Origin of the sequence: Streptomyces dioscori (assembly GCF_003024195.1) — a bacterium.
Taxonomy (GTDB): domain Bacteria; phylum Actinomycetota; class Actinomycetes; order Streptomycetales; family Streptomycetaceae; genus Streptomyces; species Streptomyces dioscori.
The window spans coordinates 750,778-767,860 of sequence record NZ_KZ679038.1; the positions used below are offsets into that span (position 1 = coordinate 750,778).

Sequence of the window (17,083 nt, forward strand, 5' to 3'; positions counted from 1 at the left end):
GTCCGCCCCGTCCGCCCCGTCCAGCCCTGACCAGCCCGCCGTGGAACTCCGGCGGATCAGGGCCAACGGCGTCGACCTCAACGTGGCCCTGGCCGGCGAGGGCCCGGCCGTCCTGCTGCTCCACGGCTTCCCCCACACCTGGCAGCTGTGGACCGACGTGCTCCCCGAACTCGCCGGCCGCTACCGGGTGATCGCACCGGATCTCCGAGGATTCGGCGCGAGCGCACGGGAGGCGAGCGGGTACGACGCCGGGACGCTCGCGACCGACGCCGAGGCCGTTCTCGACGCTCTCGGGGTCAGGTCAGCGGCGGTGATCGGTATCGACGCGGGCGCCCCGCCCGCCTTCCTGCTCGCCATGCGCCGCCCCAGTCTCGTCCGGCAACTCGTCCTCATGGAGTCGTTGTTGGGCACACTGCCGGGCGCCGAGGAGTTCCTCGCCCACGGGGCACCGTGGTGGTTCGGCTTCCACTCGGCGCCCGGCCTCGCGGAATCCGTGCTCACCGGGCACGAGGGCGCGTACATCGACTGGTTCCTCGACGCCGGGACGCTCGGACAGGGCGTACGCCCCGCTCTCCGGGACGCCTTCGTGGACGCGTACACCGGCAGCGAGGCCCTGCGCTGCGCCTTCTCGTACTACCGCGCACTGCCCACGAGCGCCCGGCAGGTCCGGGAAGCCGTCCGTACGGCGCGGTTGACCGTCCCCACCCTGGCCATCGGCGCCCGGCCGGTGGGCAGAGCACTGGAACAGCAGCTACGTCCCGTGGCGGATGATCTCGTGGGCCATGTCATCGAGGACTGCGGCCACATCATTCCGCTGCATCGCCCGGACGAACTTCTCGGGCTGCTGAGGCCCTTCCTGGCGGCGGGCGATGAGGGCAAGCAGGAATAACCACTCCTTGCCACTCTCAACTTATAGCGCACCGGGGGGCTTGCGGCAAGGCCCCCGTCCTGCTGCAGAATCTCGCACTCAGGACGAGTAACTGCGGAAAAAGGTGATTCACGAAGTGCGTGCGTTTTTGCCGCTCGACGGTCCGCGCAATGACGTCGAACCGGGAGGAGCCGGTGGTGACATGGACTCTTTGATCACGAGCGCGTTCGACCTTCCCGACCACCTCTCCCCGAAGGCCGATCCGCTGCTGATCGGCGGCGACGAGAGGCACTTCGCGGCCATCGCGGAGAGCCTCGACCAGGCGATCACCGAACTGTCCGGCCGACTGGACGCCGAACGCAGGGCACCCGGCGGCATCGGCCGGGAGGCGATGGAGCGCGACGCGGAGATCCACCGGCTGACCGCCCGGCTGCGCGCCCTGCGCCGCTTCGGCCTGGACCTCTGCCTCGGACACATCGTCGGGGCGGACGACCCCGAACCGCTGTACATCGGACGGCTCGGCCTCACCGACAACGACGGGCGACGGCTGCTGATCGACTGGCGCTCCCCTGCGGCCGAGCCGTTCTTCGCGGCGACCCACGCCAACCCGCTGGGGCTGGCGAGCCGTCGCAGATACCGCTGGACCCGCGGCCGGATCAGCGACTACTGGGACGAGGTGTTCACCGCCGACGGAGTCGAAGGGCATGCCGCGCTCGACGACCACTCGGCCTTCGTCGCCAGTCTGGGCAGCACCCGTTCCCACCGGATGCGGGACGTGCTCACCACCATCCAGGCCGACCAGGACGCGATCATCCGCGCCGGATCCCGTGGCGCGCTCGTCGTCGACGGCGGTCCGGGCACCGGCAAGACGGTCGTCGCCCTGCACCGGTCCGCCTACCTCCTCTACTCCGACCCCCGTCTCGGTCACCGTCGGGGCGGAGTGCTGTTCGTCGGCCCGCACCAGCCCTATCTGGCGTACGTGGCCGATGTCCTGCCCAGCCTCGGGGAGGAGGGTGTGCAGACCTGCACGCTGCGGGACCTCGTCGCCGAGGGGGCCGGAGCGCCGGACGAGACCGACGCGGAGGTGGCCGCCCTGAAGTCGACCGCCCACATGGTCGGGGCGGTGGAGGCGGCCGTCAGGTTCTACGAGGAGCCGCCCGCCAAGGGGATGACGGTCTCGACGCCCTGGTCCGACGTCCGGCTGAGCCCCGACGACTGGGCCGAGGCGTTCGAGACGCCGGGGCCCGGTGTGCCGCACAACGAGGCACGTGACCAGATCTGGGAGGCCCTGCTCACCATCCTGCTGGACAAGCACGACGGCGACGTCCCGCTCGACCTGTTCCGCAGGGCGCTGCTGCACGACGAGGAGCTGACCGGGGCCCTCGACCGCGCGTGGCCGCTGCTCGAAGCGGCCGATGTCGTCGGAGACCTGTGGTCGGTGCCCGCCTATCTGCGGATGTGTGCTCCCTGGCTCGGCCCCGACGACGTACGCAGGCTGCAGCGCGCGGAGCCGCAGGCGTGGACGGTGTCCGATCTGCCGATCCTGGACGCGGCGCGGCAGCGGCTCGGCGATCCGGAGTCGGCGCGGCGCAGGAGGCGGCACGAGGCCACCCTCGCCGCCCAGCGCGAGCGCATGGCTCAGGTCGTCGACAACCTGATAGATGCCGCGGCCGACTCGGGCGCCGACGGTGACGACGGCGAGGGCCTGGTGACGATGTTGCGTGGCGAGGACGCCAAGGTCAGCATGGTCGACGAATCCGAACTGGCCGCCGCCGAACCGGATCTGCTCGCCGGTCCGTTCGCGCACGTCGTCGTGGACGAGGCCCAGGAGCTGACCGACGCGCAGTGGCAGATGCTGCTGCTGCGCTGCCCGTCCCGGAGTTTCACCATCGTCGGGGACCGCGCGCAGGCCAGACACGGGTTCACCGAGTCGTGGCGGGAGCGGCTTGAGCGGGTCGGGCTCGACCGGATCGAGGTGGCCTCGCTGAGCATCAACTACCGGACCCCGGAGGAGGTCATGGCGGAGGCCGAGCCGGTCATCCGGGCCGCGCTCCCGGACGCCAACGTGCCGACGTCCATCCGCAGCAACGGCGTCCCCGTGGTCCACGGATCGGTCGCGGAGCGGGACGCGATCCTCGACACCTGGCTCGCCGCGCACACGGACGGGATCGCGTGCGTCATCGGCGATCCGACGTTCCGGGCCACGCCGCGCGTCCGGTCGCTGACCCCGGAACTGTCCAAGGGGCTCGAATTCGACCTGGTCGTCCTCGTCGACCCGCAGACGTACGGCACGGGTGTCGCGGGTGCGGTCGACCGCTACGTCGCGATGACCCGGGCGACCCGGCAATTGGTCGTCCTCACCGACGGCTGAGGCTGGTGGGGTTCTTGTGGTCGCCGGGCGGTGACCACAAGGACCCCACCGCCGGTATGCGCTTGTCCGCCGCCGCGGTCCGGCATTACCGTGCCGCGGTGAAGCTCTTCTCGCTCGCCTGGACCGCGTTGCGCTCGGCGGTCGCCGAGGTCCCGGACGAGGACTTCGAGCAGCCGTCCGGCTGTACGGGGTGGCTCGTGCGGGATCTGGTGTGCCACCTGGTCATCGACGCGCAGGACATCCTGATCACCCTGGTCACCCCCGCCGGCACCGAACCGACCGTGGACGCGGTCACCTACTGGCAGCTCGGCGGGACCCCCGCCGGTGAGGATCCGCTGGACGCGCTGATCCCCCGGCTGGCCGCCGCGTACGGGGAGCCGGGGCTGCTGAAGTTCCACTTCGACGACGTCGGTTCCGCAGCGGGCCGCGCTGCGGGGCTCGCCGATCCCACGGCCCGCGTCGGTACCCGCGACGAGGTGCTGACCGTCGGCGACTACCTGTCCGTGTACGTCCTCGAAGCGACCCTGCACCACCTCGACCTGATCTCCCGGCTGACGTCGACCACCCAGCCGCCCGCCGAGACCCTGGCGGCGGCTCGCGCGTCGCTGGAGCAGATCGCCGGGACACCGTTCCCGGCCTCGTTCTCCGACAAGGCCGCGCTGCTGATCGGCACCGGACGGCGCACACCGACCGACGCGGAGAGGGCCGCGCTGGGCACCCTCGCCGGGCGGCTGCCGCTCGTGCTGGGCTGAGCTGTGGGCTGAGCTGCCCTCCGGTGCGGGACGAGGCAGGCCGGCTGATCGGCAGCCCGCCGTGACAGGGTCCCGATCCGGAGCCAAGCCGCTGACCTGCGCGTACTCGTCGCACGGCCACCGGTGGCCGGATCGCACCCCCGCCGGTCCGTCCCCGGCGGGGCCCTTCTATGGTGCCGCCATGGACTCGCAGCACTACCTCTCAGAACTGTTCTCCCTGGACGGCCGGGTCGCCCTGGTGACCGGCGGCAGCTCCGGCATCGGGCGGGGCATCGCGCAGGCGCTGGCCCGCGCCGGGGCGAGCGTCGTCGTCGTGGCGCGCAAGGAAGCGGAACTGACCGCGACGGTTGAGGAGTTGCAGGCGCTCGGCTGCCGTGCGGCCCGGGTGAGCGCGGATCTCGGTACGCGGGACGGCGTGCGTGCGGCCGCCGAGCAGGCGGTCGAGGCCTTCGGTGAGCCCGACATCCTCGTCAACTGCGCCGGGATCAACCTCCGGCCGCCGATGAGTGAACTCGACGACGAGGTCTGGGACACCACCATGGCCCTGAACCTGGACGCGCCCTTCCTGCTGGGCCGGCGTTTCGGCCCGGCCATGGCCGGACGGGGCTTCGGGCGGATCATCCACGTCACCTCGCAGCAGGCCCACCGCGCCTTCGTCCAGAGCGGTGCCTACGGTGTCTCCAAGGGAGCCCTTGAGTCACTGGCCCGCTCGCAGGCGGAGGCCTGGTCGCCGTACGGGGTCACCGTCAACACGCTGGTGCCGGGCTTCGTGATGACACCGCTGAACCGGCGGCTGTCGTCCGATCCGGAGAAGGTGGCGGCCCTGGCGGCGCGCACGATGGTCGGACGCAACGGCCTCGCTGAGGACTTCGCGGGCGCGGCGGTCTTCCTGGCGAGCGCCGCCTCCGCGTACGTGACCGGGCAGTCGGTCTTCGTCGACGGCGGCTTCTCCGTGCACTGAAAAGTTTTCCACGACCGGGCCGAGCCCCGTAGGGTGACCGGTGCAGCTGGTTCGCCCCGTCCGCCAGGCGGGTGCGTCGCAAGAGGGAACCCGGTGGGAATCCGGGACTGCCCCGCAGCGGTGAGTGGGAACGACCGCCGTCACACGCACTGGGCCCGGCCGGGTCTGGGAAGCGACGGCCAGTAGGTGTCCTCCGCAGGGAGGACGTGCCCGCGAGTCCGAAGACCTGCCAACTGCCCGTGCGCGAACCATTCGCGCGCGGAGATCCCGGTGACCTCGTGGGCGGGTCGGCGTACTTGATCGAGCGGACGACCGCGCTCCGCGCGCGGCTCTGTTTCCGCCCGGTCCGTCACCCTTTCGCGCTCGCGTCCCGTCCCGGGATCCCAGGGAGATATCTCGCGAAGGAGATTTCCGTGACAGCGCAGTCCGCAGCCGCGGCGGCACGGGCCACCGTGTACGGCTACCCCCGCCAGGGACAGAACCGGGAACTGAAGAAGGCGATCGAGGGCTACTGGAAGGGCCGGGCCGACGCCGACACCCTCCGGGCCACCGCCGCCGAGCTGCGCCGGGCCAACTGGCTGCAGCTGGCCGAGGCCGGCATCCACGAGGTTCCCACCGGTGACTTCTCGTACTACGACCACGTCCTGGACACCGGTGTCATGGTCGGCGCGATCCCTGAGCGCCATCGCGCCGCCGTCCAGGCCGACGCGCTCGACGGCTACTTCGCCATGGCGCGCGGCACCCAGGACGTGGCGCCGCTGGAGATGACCAAATGGTTTGATACGAACTACCACTACTTGGTGCCCGAGTTGGGCCCGGACACCGTCTTCAGTGCCGATTCCACCAAGCAGGTCGCGGAGTTGAGGGAAGCCCTGGCACTCGGGCTCACCGCACGTCCCGTCCTCGTCGGACCCGTCACCTACCTCCTGCTCGCCAAGCCCGCACCGGGTGTCGCCGCCGGCTTCGACCCGCTCACCCTCATCGACCGGCTGCTGCCCGTGTACGCCGAGATCGTCGCCGACCTTCGCGCCGCGGGGGCGGAATGGGTCCAGCTCGACGAGCCCGCTCTGGTGCAGGACCGCACACCCGCCGAACTGAACACGGCCACCCGCGCCTACCGTGACCTCGGCGCCCTGACCGACCGCCCGAAGCTGCTGGTCGCGTCCTACTTCGGCCGGCTCGGAGACGCCCTGCCTGTGCTGGCCAAGGCCCCGGTGGAAGGCCTGGCGCTGGACTTCACCGAGGCCGCCGCAGCCAACCTGGACGCGCTCGCCGCCGTCGGCGGACTGCCCGGCAAGCGTCTGATCGCCGGAGTGGTCAACGGCCGCAACATCTGGGTCAACGACCTGGGGACGTCCCTCGCCACACTCGGCACCCTGCTCGGGCTGGCCGACCGCGTCGACGTGGCCGCCTCCTGCTCCCTCCTCCACGTCCCGCTCGACGCCACCGCCGAACGCGACATCGAGCCGCAGATCCGCCGCTGGCTCGCCTTCGCCCGGCAGAAGACCGGCGAGATCGTCACCCTCGCCAAGGGCCTCGCGGGCGGCACCGGCGCGATCGCCGCCGAACTCGCCGCCAACCGGGCCGACCTGGCCTCCCGCGCCGGGTCCGCCATCACCCGCGACCCCGCCGTACGGGCCCGCGCCACCGCCGTCACGGACGCCGACGGCCGCCGCTCCCAGCCGTACGCCGAGCGGACCGCGGCGCAGCGCGCCCACCTCGGCCTGCCGCTGCTGCCGGCCACCACCATCGGCTCGTTCCCCCAGACCACCGAACTGCGCACCGCGCGGGCCGACCTGCGCGCCGGACGGATCGGCACGGCCGGGTACGAGGAGCGCATCCGTGCCGAGATCGGCGAGGTGATCTCGTTCCAGGAGAAGACCGGCCTCGATGTGCTCGTGCACGGCGAGCCCGAACGCAACGACATGGTCCAGTACTTCGCCGAACAGCTCACCGGCTACCTTGCCACCCAGCACGGCTGGGTCCAGTCCTACGGCACGCGGTACGTCCGCCCGCCGATCCTCGCCGGGGACATCTCCCGCCCGGAACCCATGACGGTGCGCTGGACGACGTACGCCCAGTCACTGACCGCCAAGCCGGTCAAGGGCATGCTGACCGGGCCGGTGACCATGCTCGCCTGGTCCTTCGTCCGCGACGACCAGCCGCTCGGCGACACCGCCCGGCAGGTCGCCCTCGCCCTGCGCGACGAGGTCAACGACCTTGAGGCGGCCGGGACTTCGGTCATCCAGGTCGACGAACCCGCCCTGCGCGAGACGCTGCCGCTGCGCGCCGCGGACCGTCCGGCGTATCTGGCGTGGGCCACCGAGGCGTTCCGCCTCAGCACCGGTGGCGTACGTCCGGACACCCAGATCCACACGCACATGTGCTACGCCGAGTTCGGTGACATCGTGCAGGCCATCGACGACCTCGACGCCGATGTCATCAGCCTGGAGGCGGCACGCTCGCACATGCAGGTCGCCCGGGAGCTGGCCGGACACGGCTATCCGCGCGAGGCAGGGCCCGGTGTGTACGACATCCACTCACCCCGGGTGCCGAGCGCGGACGAGGCAGCGGCCCTGCTGCGCAAGGGACTTGAGGCCATCCCCGCCGAGCGCCTCTGGGTCAACCCCGACTGCGGCCTGAAGACCCGCGGCTGGCCCGAGACCCGCGCGTCCCTGGAGAACCTGGTCGCCGCGGCCCGCACGATCCGCGCGGAGCTGTCCGCGTCCTGATCCACGCGGCGGGCCGGGAACGTGGGGCGCAAGGCCCCCTGCTCCCGGCCCGTACCAGGGCTATTCGGCTGTCGCCGAAATGCCCGACTCGAACCATCCTGGAGCTGCTACACCTGAACGTGCCGGTGCTCGCCCCGCCGGGGGGCGGGGCGACACGGTCACCGGACAGCAGTCCGCGCTGGTGACGAGGCGCGGACCCCACGGGGGTGAGTCATGGACGTGGTCAGTACCGCGGAGGTTTCGCCGGAGGAGAGGTTCGCGTTCTGGCGGGAGGTGAGCTCGAAGCTCTGGGTGCCGTACGACGCGCGCTGCGAACGGCGGGTGGAGAGAGCGTTCCGGGCGCAGGTCGGCATCAGCCAACTCGGTTCGCTGCAGGCCACGTTGATGACCACGATGGTGCACTCGGTGCACCGCACCCCCAAGCTCATCCGGCAGGCGGACCCCGAAGTGCTCAAGCTGGGCTGCATCGTGCGTGGCGGCGGCAGGATCACGCAGGACGGCCGGTGCACGGAGTTCGGGGTCGGGGATCTCCTCCTGTTCGACCCCTCCCGGCCGTACCTCGCGGGGTTCGCGCCGGAGGTGCGGGGAAGCCAGCAGCTGTTGCTCCTGCGTTTTCCCCGTTCCCTGCTTCCGCTGCCTCACCGGGACGTGCGGCGGCTGAGCGCGGTGCGTATCCCGGGTGGGAAGGGTGTCGGCGCGCTGTCCTCGCACTTCCTGATGCAACTGGCGCGGCGCATGAGGGAACTCAGCCCCGCCGACACCGCCAGGCTGTCCACCCTCACCCTCGATGTACTGACGGCCGCGCTGGCCAACGCGCTGGATGCGCAGAGCACGGTGCCGTCCCACACCACGCGGCGTGCGCTCATGGCCCGGATCCATGCCTTCATCCGGGAGAACCTGGGCGATGCCCGCCTGGCGCCGGAGGTGATCGCCGCGGCGCACAACATCTCCCTGCGCTATCTGCACAAGCTGTTCCACGAGGAGGGGCACACCGTCGCCGGCTGGGTCCGTGAGCGCCGCCTGGAGCAGTGCCGTCGCGACCTCGCCGATGCCCGGCTGGCGACCAGGCCGATCGGCGCGGTCGCCGCCAGGTGGGGGTTCGCCAGTCCCGCGCACTTCAGTCAGGTGTTCCGCGGCTCCTACGGCCTGTCCCCGCGCGAGTTCCGCCGGCAGTGCACGGAGACGAAAGACCTGTGCGCTCACGCGTAACGACAGGTCCGGCCGTGGCGCGCACCCTTTTGAGCAAGGGTCACGACTGGAGGTAGACGTGCTCAGGAAATTCATCGCCGCTGTCGCGGTGACCATCGGAATCAGCCTCGCGGGAGCGGGCATCGCCACCGCGGCGACGTCTGCGGCCGTCGAGCGGGTCAGGCCGACCGCCGAGGTCTCGGCCGCCGCCGTATGGCGCACGATCGGCTACTACGAGACGCTCTCGGAGTGCCAGGCCCGGGGGAAGCTCTATGTCGCCCTGGGCTGGGCCAAGGCCTGGGCCTGCGACGACGTGGGCGCCTGGCGTCTGCGCGTCCTGGACTGATCACACGGCCGGCCACCGTCAACTGCCCTATGTACGAAGCGAATTCGCGGATTGTCGCACCAACATGCGGCACCCGCCTCTATGTTCGCTGCGGCACGTCGTCACGACAGCCCACGAACATGGAGGCCCTGCCCATGCGCACCTCGTTCCGCACCGCGGTGGCCGGCGCGGTCGCCGCCGTCACCGTCCTGGCCGGAGGAACGGCTCACGCGACCCCGCCGGGTCCAGGGGTGACCGGCACGCTGATCGCCCGGAAGACGGTCGGCGGAACCGACTACGTCGTCCGGGAGATCACCGTGCCACCCGGCCAGGCCACCGGCTGGCACTACCACGACGGCCCGCTCTACGCGTACGTGAAGCAGGGCACCCTCAGCCACTTCGACTCCACGTGCGCCTCGGACGGCGTGTATCCGCAGGGCAGCAGCGTCCAGGAGCCGGCCGGGCCCGGCAACGTCCACATAGGCCGCAACCTGGGGGACACTCCGGTCGTCCTCACCGTGCTCTACGTACTGCCGCACGGCGCCCCCTTCTCCCAGGACGCCCCCAATCCCGGGTGCGCCTTCGAGTAGCGGCGCAGCCGGCTCAGGACGTGGTGGCCCGGTCGCGATCCCTGTCGCGGTTCCGGTCCCGCCCGCGGTCCCTGTCCCGGTCGCGGTCCCGGCTCAGGCGCTTACGGAGCGTCTGGGCGAACTCCTCCGCCTCCGCCAGCTGCGCGCGCAGCTTCTCCACCTGCCAGACGGCGTGCTCCTCGTACTCGCGGACGCGCCGCAGCAGGGACTGCCGTTCGTACGCCGTCATCTCCTCGTCGGAGTCGAGGCGGTCGGTGACGGCCAGCAGGTCGCGCATCTGCTCCAGGGTGAAGTCGAGCGGCTGCATACGGCGGATCGCCTTCAGCCGCGCGACATCCTCCCTGGTGTAGAGGCGGAAGCCGCCCTGGGAGCAGGCGGAGGGGGCGACCAGGCCGGTCGCCTCGTAGTGGCGGATCGTGCGCAGTGCCAGCTCCGTGCGCGCGCCGACCTCGCCGATCTGCATGTGCTCGCTGCTCATCCGGGCGCCCTACCTCGTCTGTCTCGTCTGTGTCCGTCGCCCGTGCCAGGGGGCGGTAGACGTCGATCGCTACCGTGACGTCGAGGTAAAGTATGTGATCATCAGCTCGGTTCCATGACGTTCCCACTCCGTGGGACGGAAGAAAAGTTCCCGTGGCGCGACCGTCCGGCCGCGACCCTCCGGCCGGCCGGCTGCGATCCCGGCACCGCCCCTCAGCCCTTCACCGCCCCCGCCGTGAGGCCCTGGACGATGTGCCGGCTGGCGAAGGCGAACAGCACCATCGTGGGCAGGATGGTCAGGACCGCCGCTGCGGACATCGAGCCCCAGTCGATGTTGAAGCTGGAGATGAACCCGTTCAGGGCCGTCGGCACCGTCTTGTTGCTGTCGCTGTTCATCAGCGTCACCGACAGGAACAGCTCGTTCCAGCAGTTGACGAAGTTGAAGATGAACGCCGCGATGATCCCGGGCCGCATCACCGGCAGCAGCACCCGGAACAGCGCCCCGAACCGGGACAGGCCGTCGATCATCGCGGCCTCCTCCAGCGCGTCCGGGATGTTCTCGAAGAATCCCCGGAGCATCACCGTGCAGAACGGGATGCAGACCGCGATGTAGACGAGGATCAGCCCGAGCCGGTTGTCGACCATCTTCAGGTCGGTCATCAGCAGGTACAGCGGCCCCAGCGCGATGAACGTCGGGATCATCTGGGTCACCAGGGCGGCCATCAGCAGCGCCGACTTCGTACGGAACTCGAAGCGGGCCAGTACGTACGCCGACAGCATCGAGATCACGGTGGCGATCGACGCCGCGACGGTGGCCACGATGAGGCTGTTGGTGAGGTAGACGCCGAAGTCGGCCTTGCCGAACAGTCCGCTGTAGTTCTCCAGCGAGAAGTGCTCGGGCCAGTAGGCGATCGGGAAGGCGAAGATGTCCCCGGGCGCCTTCAGCGACGTGATGGTGATCCAGTAGAGGGGGAAGACGGTGAAGACCAGCCACAGCCCCAGGAAGGTGAACTTGGTGGCCCGGCCCGCCGTGGACTCCTTGCCGATCACGGCTTCACCTCTCGCTTCTCGCGCGTGGCCAGGAGGAAGAAGACCGCGAACACCAGCAGCGTCGCGACGACGATGAGACCGAGCGCGGAGGCCCTGCCGTAGTCGCCCTGCTGCGTGATCTTGATCATCCACGTGGTCACGATGTGCGTCTCGTTGTTCGGTCCGCCGCCGGTCATCCCGAAGATCAGGTCGGGGAAGTTGAAGATCCAGATGACGCGCAGCAGCACGGTCAGCGCGAGGGTGACCCGGATGTACGGAATGGTGATCTGGAAGAGCGTGCGCACCTTGCCGGCGCCGTCCAGCGCCGAGGCCTCGTACAGCTCCTCGGGGATGGACTGGAGCGCGGCGAGGATCATGATCGTGAAGAAGGTGACCCCGTACCAGATGTTGGCGACCACGACGGCGAACATCGCGGTCTTCGGGTCGGCCAGCCAGGCGACCGGCTCGTCGATCAGGCCGACCTTCTGGAGCAGGTCGTTGACGACGCCGAACTCACTGTTGAACATCCAGCGGAACAGGATGCCGATGAGGAAGCCGGAGATCGCCCAGGGGAAGAAGATGAGGGCCTGGTAGAGGCCGCGGAAGCGGAACCTGCGGCGCAGCCACAGCGCGAGGGCGAAGCCGATGACCAGCTGGGGCACGATCGAGCCGAACACCCAGATGGCGGTGTTGCTCAGCACGGTGCCCCAGGCGGGGTCGGCGAAGACGTCGCGGAAGTTCTGCAGACCCACCCACGAGGTGTCGGTCAGGTCCGTCAGGTTCCAGTGCCGGAAGGCCATCTGGCTGCCGGCGAGCATCGGGTAGTACGTGAAGACCGCCACGAAGATCGCGGCCGGGGCCATGAAGAGGGTGATGAGGAAACCGCGCCGAGCGGTGAACTCGGGCTTGCGGCGGCCTGGCTGGACCTTGCGGACGGGCCGGGAGCCCCCGTTGCCGGAGGCCCCCTCCGAAGCCGTCTTGGCCGTCTGCGTCGTGGACGTCGTTTCGGACGCGGTGGGCATGGCTAGTTCTCCTGCTGCCGCTTCTCGGTCCAGTACGTGTCCCAGCCGGCCAGCAGTTCCTTGGGCGTCGTCTTGCCGAGGACCATCTTCTGGATGTCGGCGTCGGCCCGCTGCTGCCATTCGGCCCACCAGGCGACCCCGCGCGGCTGGCTGACGTTGAGGTAGGTGTCCGGGTTCTCCGTCATGGTGACGTAGCTGGACCACGGGCCGGTCTTGTAGAACGGGTCCTCGGCGGCCGACTTGAGGATCGGCACCAGGCTGTTCGTCTTGGTGAAGTCCGTCGACGCCTCCCCCTCGGAGAGGAACTCGACCAGCTTGACCGCTTCCTTCTTGTGCTTGCTGCCCTTGGCGACACCCCATCCGGCGGTGGCCAGCGGCTGTACGGTCTTGCCGCTGGGGCCCGCCACCAGCGGGGCGGTGCTCCACTGGTCCTTCTTGATGGACTTGGACTCCGAGACGGTCGCGATGACCTCGGGGTCCTGCAGCAGGAAGGCCGTCGAGCCGTTCGAGAAGCCCTCGACCATCTCGGGGTAGCCCCAGGAGACGGACGACTTCGGGGACGCCTCCTTGAAGAGCTTGAGGTAGGTCTCCATCGCGTCGAGCGCCTCGGGCGCGGAGAAGATGGTCTTGCCGCTCTTCAGCTTGAAGCCGTCGGCCGCGTCGATCTCGTCGGCGACGTACGCCTCGATGATGGCGGTGGCGTTGCCCTGGGCGTTGGCGCCGCCGCGGAAGGCGTACCCGTACTTGCGCTTGCCCGGGTCGTGGATGGCCGAGGCCTGTTCCAGCAGGTCGTCCCAGGTGGCCGGCGGCTTGCTGAAGCCGGCCTCCTTGATCAGGTCGGTGCGGTAGAAGACGCTCAGACCGTAGAAGCCGTACGGGACGAAGTACGTCCTGCCCTTGGCGTCCTGGGACGCCTTGACGGCGTTCTCCGTCATCGCCTCCCAGCCCTTCCAGCCGGTGAGGTCCTTCTTCATGTCGTAGATCCAGCCGTTGTTCGACCAGGGTCCGACGGTCGTGTCCCGTACTTCGAGGGTGTCGACGCCGCTGCCCGACTGGAGCATCTGCTGGATCTTCTGGTCGGCCTGCTCGGTGGGCGGCGAGATCAGGTTGACCTTGATCTTCGGGTTCTGCTTCTGGAAGTCCGCTATCAGGCCCTTGATCAGGTCCGTGCGGGCCGGGTTCGTCAGGCTCTCCACCATGTTGAGGGTGACCGTGCCGTCGGCCGTGGAGCCGCTCATGCTGCTACAGCCGGTCAGGACCATCGTGGCGGCGGTGCCGAGGGCGAGAGCTGCCGTCCTTCTTCTCATCGTGCCGACCTCTTTCTGTGCTGCTGTGCTGGGGACAGGCGTTACGGAGCGCCGGGGAAAGTGCGTGATGCGGGGTGCGTGATGCGGGGTGCCGGGGGGTGTCTACGCCGCGCCCGGTTGTTCTCGGGCCGCGCGGGCCCAGCGGCCGAGGAGGGGGACGCAGTCCTCGGCGAAGTACTCGTAGTCGGCCGCGGTGTTGTAGACGTGCGCGGACAGCCGCATGTAACCGATGCCGTCGAAGCTGGTGAAAGCCGCCTCCACGCCGAGTTCCCGGGCGGCCCGGTCGCGCAGCGCGTCGGCCTCGATCCGGGTGCCGGCCAGCCCGTCCGGCAGCCGCACCAGCCGCATGCCCGGGACCGGCATGCCCACGTCGACGGTGCCGTTGACACCGGTCAGTTCGGCGAAGGCGGCGCCGATGACGCGCTCGCCGTAGCCGGCCAGCTCGTCCATGTACCGGCGGGCGGTGTCCCAGCCCCAGGTGCTCTCGACGAAGTCCAGGGCCGACGGGGCCGCGAGATAACCGGTGGCGTCGATCGTGCCCTGCTGGTCGAAACGGTCGGGGTACGGATCGGCGGCGCCCCACGAGTCGATCAGGGGATACAGCTCCTCGCGCAGCTCGCCACGGGCGACCAGCGTGGCCGTGCCGCGGGGCGTGCAGCCCCACTTGTGCAGGTTGCCGACCCAGAAGTCGCAGGTCAGGCCCTCCAGCGGGGCCTCGATCAGACCGGGGGCGTGGGCGGCGTCCACCAGGAGCGGGATACCGCGCCGCCGGGCCTCCGCGCCGACCAGTTCCACCGGCAGCCGGCGGGCGGTGGCGGAGGTGATCTGGTCGAGGACGATCAGGTCCGTGTCGTCGTCGACCGCGGCCATCACGGCCTCGTACGCCTGCTCCTCGCTCGCCTCCAGCGGCACCCTGGCGGTACGCACCTCGCCGCCCCAGCGCCTGGCGAGCCGCTCGGCTCCCATGGTGACCGCACCGTAGCCGTGGTCGGTGACGACGATCGCGCCGCCCCTGCGCCGCTGGAGCGAGGCGAACACCACGCTGATGCCGGCGCTCGCGTTCGGCACCAGGGCCACGTCGTCGGGGGCGACCCGCAGGAACGCCGCGAGATCGATCCGGGCGGCGGCGATCCGCTGCGGCAGGGCCGGGAACCACACCACCGGCGAGCTGTCCATCTCGGCCCGGAACTCGTTCTGCCGCTCCTGGGCCACCAGGGGGACCGCTCCGAACGAGCCATGGTTGAGGTGCTTCATGACGGGGTCCAGCGACCACGCCCGCGCCGCGGGGCGGCCGTCCGCCAGCAGCAGGGGACGCGGGGCTGTGGTGACCTCGGTCTCGCTCACATCACTCCACATCTACCGAACCCGAGTGCCCGCCGACATCGCGTCCGCAGTGCGCAGACATCTGACATCGGGTGGGACACGTATGATGACTCGGCATCCTGCACGGCATTTTTGCGCCACGCAAGAGGTATGCAGCGATAGTCATCAGATGACTTTGGACCGATACATCGGAGACATCTGACGACTCGGAGTCGCTAGAGTGCCCGAGGGTTACGGTGCTGCCGCCGGCCCGCCACGGGAGGAATCGGATGTCCGCAGTCGACAGGGCGTTCCACGGCCTGCGCCACATGATCGCGACAGGGCGGCTCGGGCCGGGTGAGCGCATTCCGCCGGAGGCCGAGCTGGGCGAGGAACTCGGGGTCTCCAGAGGTCCGCTGCGCGAGGCCGTACGGATGCTCTCGGCCCTGGGTGTGGTCGAACCTCGGCACGGCTCGGGCACCTATGTGTCCCAGCTCAGGCCTGAGGACATCATCGGCAGCCTCTCGCTGACCCTCGAACTCCTGCCGCTGACCGGCCTGTTGGAGGTGTACGAGATCCGGCGGGTGCTGGAGGCGCACGTCGCGGCCAAGGCCGCGGCGCGGCGGACGCCCGAGACGGTGGCGTCGCTCTTCTCGCTCATCGAGGCGATGGAGGCGACCGAGGACCCCTCCGAGGCGTCGGACCTCGACCACCGCTTCCACGCGGAGATCGCGCGGGCCGCCGAGAATCCCACGCTGGCTTCGCTGCTCGCGGTCTTTCGCGCCCGCTCGCGCAAGTACCAGATCTTCACGCTGCCCGAGGGGCCGGAGCTGCGGCGCAAGAGCGATGCGGATCATCGCGTGCTGGCGACCGCGATCTCCGACCGTGACCCCGGGGCGGCGGCGGGGGCGGCGGAGGCGCATGTCGCGCAGACGGAGCGGTGGTTGCGGGCTTTTATGCCGCCCGTGGAGGAGGTGGACGGCGGGGGCGTGCGGGACTGACGGGCTGGTCGTGACGGGTGGGTCGCGAGGGGTGACTTGGCCGTCGGCGAGGGGTGGAACGTTGGGTGGGTTGTCGGGTGCGGGTGCGTTGTGGTTGCTCGCGCCGTTCCCCGCGCCCCTGACAGGGCCGGTCGTCGGGTGCGGGTGCGTTGTGGTTGCTCGCGCCGTTCCCCGCGCCCCTTATGCGCCCGGCGTTTCCGTCAGTCGTTTGCCCACCCTTGCCGCTGTCTCGCGTAGCCAGATGTGGGCCGCGTCGTGGGTGTGTACGGGGTGCCACCACAGGGCCTCGCGCAGGGGGACCGCCTCGTACGGGGGTGGCATCACGCGGACGGTGGCCAGGGGGGTGAGGAGGCGGGCCAGGCGGGCCTGGACCAGTGCGATGCGCCGGGTGCCCGCGACCAGCAGCGGCAGCAGTTGGAAGCTGTCGACGGAGACCTCGACGCGCGGTTCGATGCCGAGCATGCCGAGCTGGCGTACGGCCGGTGAGTCGTAGGTGCGCTGATACGTCACCCAGGGCAGCCGGGCCAGGTCCGCGCGGGTGAGCCGGTCCCCGACACCGGAGTGGTCCGCGGACACGACGAAGACCCAGCGGTCCTCGTACAGGTCGGTGGCCGGGAAGCCGCTGACGACGCCGTGCGGCATGAGCAGGCCGTCGGTGGCGCTGAGCAGGGTGGCGGTGTCGTCGACCACGGTGGGCGGCGTCTGGCTGAAGCGCAGCCGGATACCGGGGGCCTCCTCGTGCACGACACGGGCCAGTTCGGTGCCGAAGACGGCGACGGCGTAGTCGGACGCCATCAGCCTGAACTCGCGGCTCTCCTTGGCCGGGTCGAAGTGGGCCTGGCTGGCGAAGAGGCGTTCCAGCAGGTCGTACGCGGTGGAGGTGCGGTCCAGGAGGACCTGGCCGAGGGCCGTGAGTTCGTAGTGGGCGCCCACCCTTGCGAGCAGTTCGTCGTCGAAGTGGCGGCGCAGCCGCGCGAGGGCGGCACTCATGGCCGGCTGGCTGAGCCCGATGCGTTCACCGGCCCGGGTGACGTTGCGCTCCTCCAGCAGGGCGCGCAGGGCGACGACGAGGTTGAGGTCGAGGCGGGCCAGATTCACGGCGTCTCCCTTGCCATTTACCCTGCCATTTCCTTGGCGGCACGGCTGACAGTATGGCGC

At 70.2% G+C, this 17,083-nt stretch carries 15 protein-coding genes and 1 riboswitch; of the genes, 9 read left to right on the forward strand and 6 right to left on the reverse strand.

Annotated features, from left to right (window positions below; genetic code table 11):
- The first annotated feature begins 40 nt into the window (after positions 1-40).
- From C6Y14_RS03245 to C6Y14_RS03280, 8 genes are all read left to right on the forward strand, one after another.
- Positions 41-889: an alpha/beta fold hydrolase gene (locus tag C6Y14_RS03245; RefSeq protein WP_199854632.1), complete on the forward strand. Its 849-nt coding sequence runs from the start codon at positions 41-43 to the stop codon at positions 887-889.
- A gap of 181 nt (positions 890-1,070) precedes the next feature.
- Entirely contained in the window at positions 1,071-3,239 is a 2,169-nt protein-coding gene (gene helR / locus C6Y14_RS03250) for an RNA polymerase recycling motor ATPase HelR (protein ID WP_107014866.1), read from the forward strand.
- A 98-nt stretch (positions 3,240-3,337) separates the two neighbouring features.
- On the forward strand, positions 3,338-3,991 hold the full coding sequence (locus C6Y14_RS03255) for a maleylpyruvate isomerase N-terminal domain-containing protein (protein WP_107015173.1): 654 nt from the start codon (positions 3,338-3,340) through the stop codon (positions 3,989-3,991).
- Between the two features lie 181 nt (positions 3,992-4,172).
- Positions 4,173-4,952: an SDR family NAD(P)-dependent oxidoreductase gene (locus C6Y14_RS03260; protein ID WP_107014867.1), complete on the forward strand. Its 780-nt coding sequence runs from the start codon at positions 4,173-4,175 to the stop codon at positions 4,950-4,952.
- 30 nt (positions 4,953-4,982) lie between these two features.
- Positions 4,983-5,200: riboswitch (cobalamin riboswitch) on the forward strand.
- Positions 5,201-5,365: 165 nt separating this feature from the next.
- Positions 5,366-7,684, forward strand: a complete 2,319-nt coding sequence (gene metE / locus C6Y14_RS03265; RefSeq protein ID WP_107014868.1) for a 5-methyltetrahydropteroyltriglutamate--homocysteine S-methyltransferase — start codon at positions 5,366-5,368, stop codon at positions 7,682-7,684.
- A gap of 213 nt (positions 7,685-7,897) precedes the next feature.
- Positions 7,898-8,893 carry an AraC-like ligand-binding domain-containing protein gene (locus C6Y14_RS03270; RefSeq protein ID WP_107014869.1) on the forward strand — a complete coding sequence of 332 codons (996 nt, stop codon included), beginning with the start codon at positions 7,898-7,900 and terminating at the stop codon, positions 8,891-8,893.
- A gap of 58 nt (positions 8,894-8,951) precedes the next feature.
- Complete coding sequence (locus C6Y14_RS03275) at positions 8,952-9,218, forward strand: hypothetical protein (RefSeq protein ID WP_107014870.1); 267 nt, start codon at positions 8,952-8,954, stop codon at positions 9,216-9,218.
- A 134-nt stretch (positions 9,219-9,352) separates the two neighbouring features.
- Positions 9,353-9,787, forward strand: coding sequence for a cupin domain-containing protein (locus C6Y14_RS03280; RefSeq protein WP_107014871.1), 435 nt, complete (start codon positions 9,353-9,355; stop codon positions 9,785-9,787).
- Between the two features lie 13 nt (positions 9,788-9,800).
- On the opposite strand, the gene C6Y14_RS03285 is transcribed toward C6Y14_RS03280, so the two are convergent.
- The 5 genes from C6Y14_RS03285 to C6Y14_RS03305 all read right to left on the reverse strand — a co-directional run bounded on the left by C6Y14_RS03285 (position 9,801) and on the right by C6Y14_RS03305 (position 14,966).
- Positions 9,801-10,265 carry a MerR family transcriptional regulator gene (locus tag C6Y14_RS03285; RefSeq protein WP_107014872.1) on the reverse strand — a complete coding sequence of 155 codons (465 nt, stop codon included), beginning with the start codon at positions 10,263-10,265 and terminating at the stop codon, positions 9,801-9,803.
- A 212-nt stretch (positions 10,266-10,477) separates the two neighbouring features.
- Positions 10,478-11,314: a carbohydrate ABC transporter permease gene (locus C6Y14_RS03290; protein WP_107014873.1), complete on the reverse strand. Its 837-nt coding sequence runs from the start codon at positions 11,312-11,314 to the stop codon at positions 10,478-10,480.
- Positions 11,311-12,315, reverse strand: coding sequence for a carbohydrate ABC transporter permease (locus C6Y14_RS03295; RefSeq protein WP_107014874.1), 1,005 nt, complete (start codon positions 12,313-12,315; stop codon positions 11,311-11,313). The genes C6Y14_RS03290 and C6Y14_RS03295 overlap by 4 nt, the downstream gene beginning before the upstream one ends.
- Positions 12,316-12,317: 2 nt before the next feature.
- Positions 12,318-13,622 carry an ABC transporter substrate-binding protein gene (locus C6Y14_RS03300; protein ID WP_107014875.1) on the reverse strand — a complete coding sequence of 435 codons (1,305 nt, stop codon included), beginning with the start codon at positions 13,620-13,622 and terminating at the stop codon, positions 12,318-12,320.
- A 102-nt stretch (positions 13,623-13,724) separates the two neighbouring features.
- Positions 13,725-14,966: an aminotransferase class V-fold PLP-dependent enzyme gene (locus C6Y14_RS03305; RefSeq protein ID WP_107014876.1), complete on the reverse strand. Its 1,242-nt coding sequence runs from the start codon at positions 14,964-14,966 to the stop codon at positions 13,725-13,727.
- Positions 14,967-15,214: 248 nt separating this feature from the next.
- Between C6Y14_RS03305 and C6Y14_RS03310 the strand changes: the two genes are divergently transcribed.
- A complete protein-coding gene (locus C6Y14_RS03310; protein WP_107014877.1) occupies positions 15,215-15,925 on the forward strand; it encodes a FadR/GntR family transcriptional regulator in 711 nt (236 codons plus the stop codon).
- Positions 15,926-16,105: 180 nt separating this feature from the next.
- Here C6Y14_RS03310 and C6Y14_RS03315 read toward each other — a convergent pair whose 3' ends face one another.
- Positions 16,106-17,023, reverse strand: a complete 918-nt coding sequence (locus tag C6Y14_RS03315) for a LysR family transcriptional regulator (RefSeq protein ID WP_107014878.1) — start codon at positions 17,021-17,023, stop codon at positions 16,106-16,108.
- Positions 17,024-17,083 lie beyond the last annotated feature (60 nt).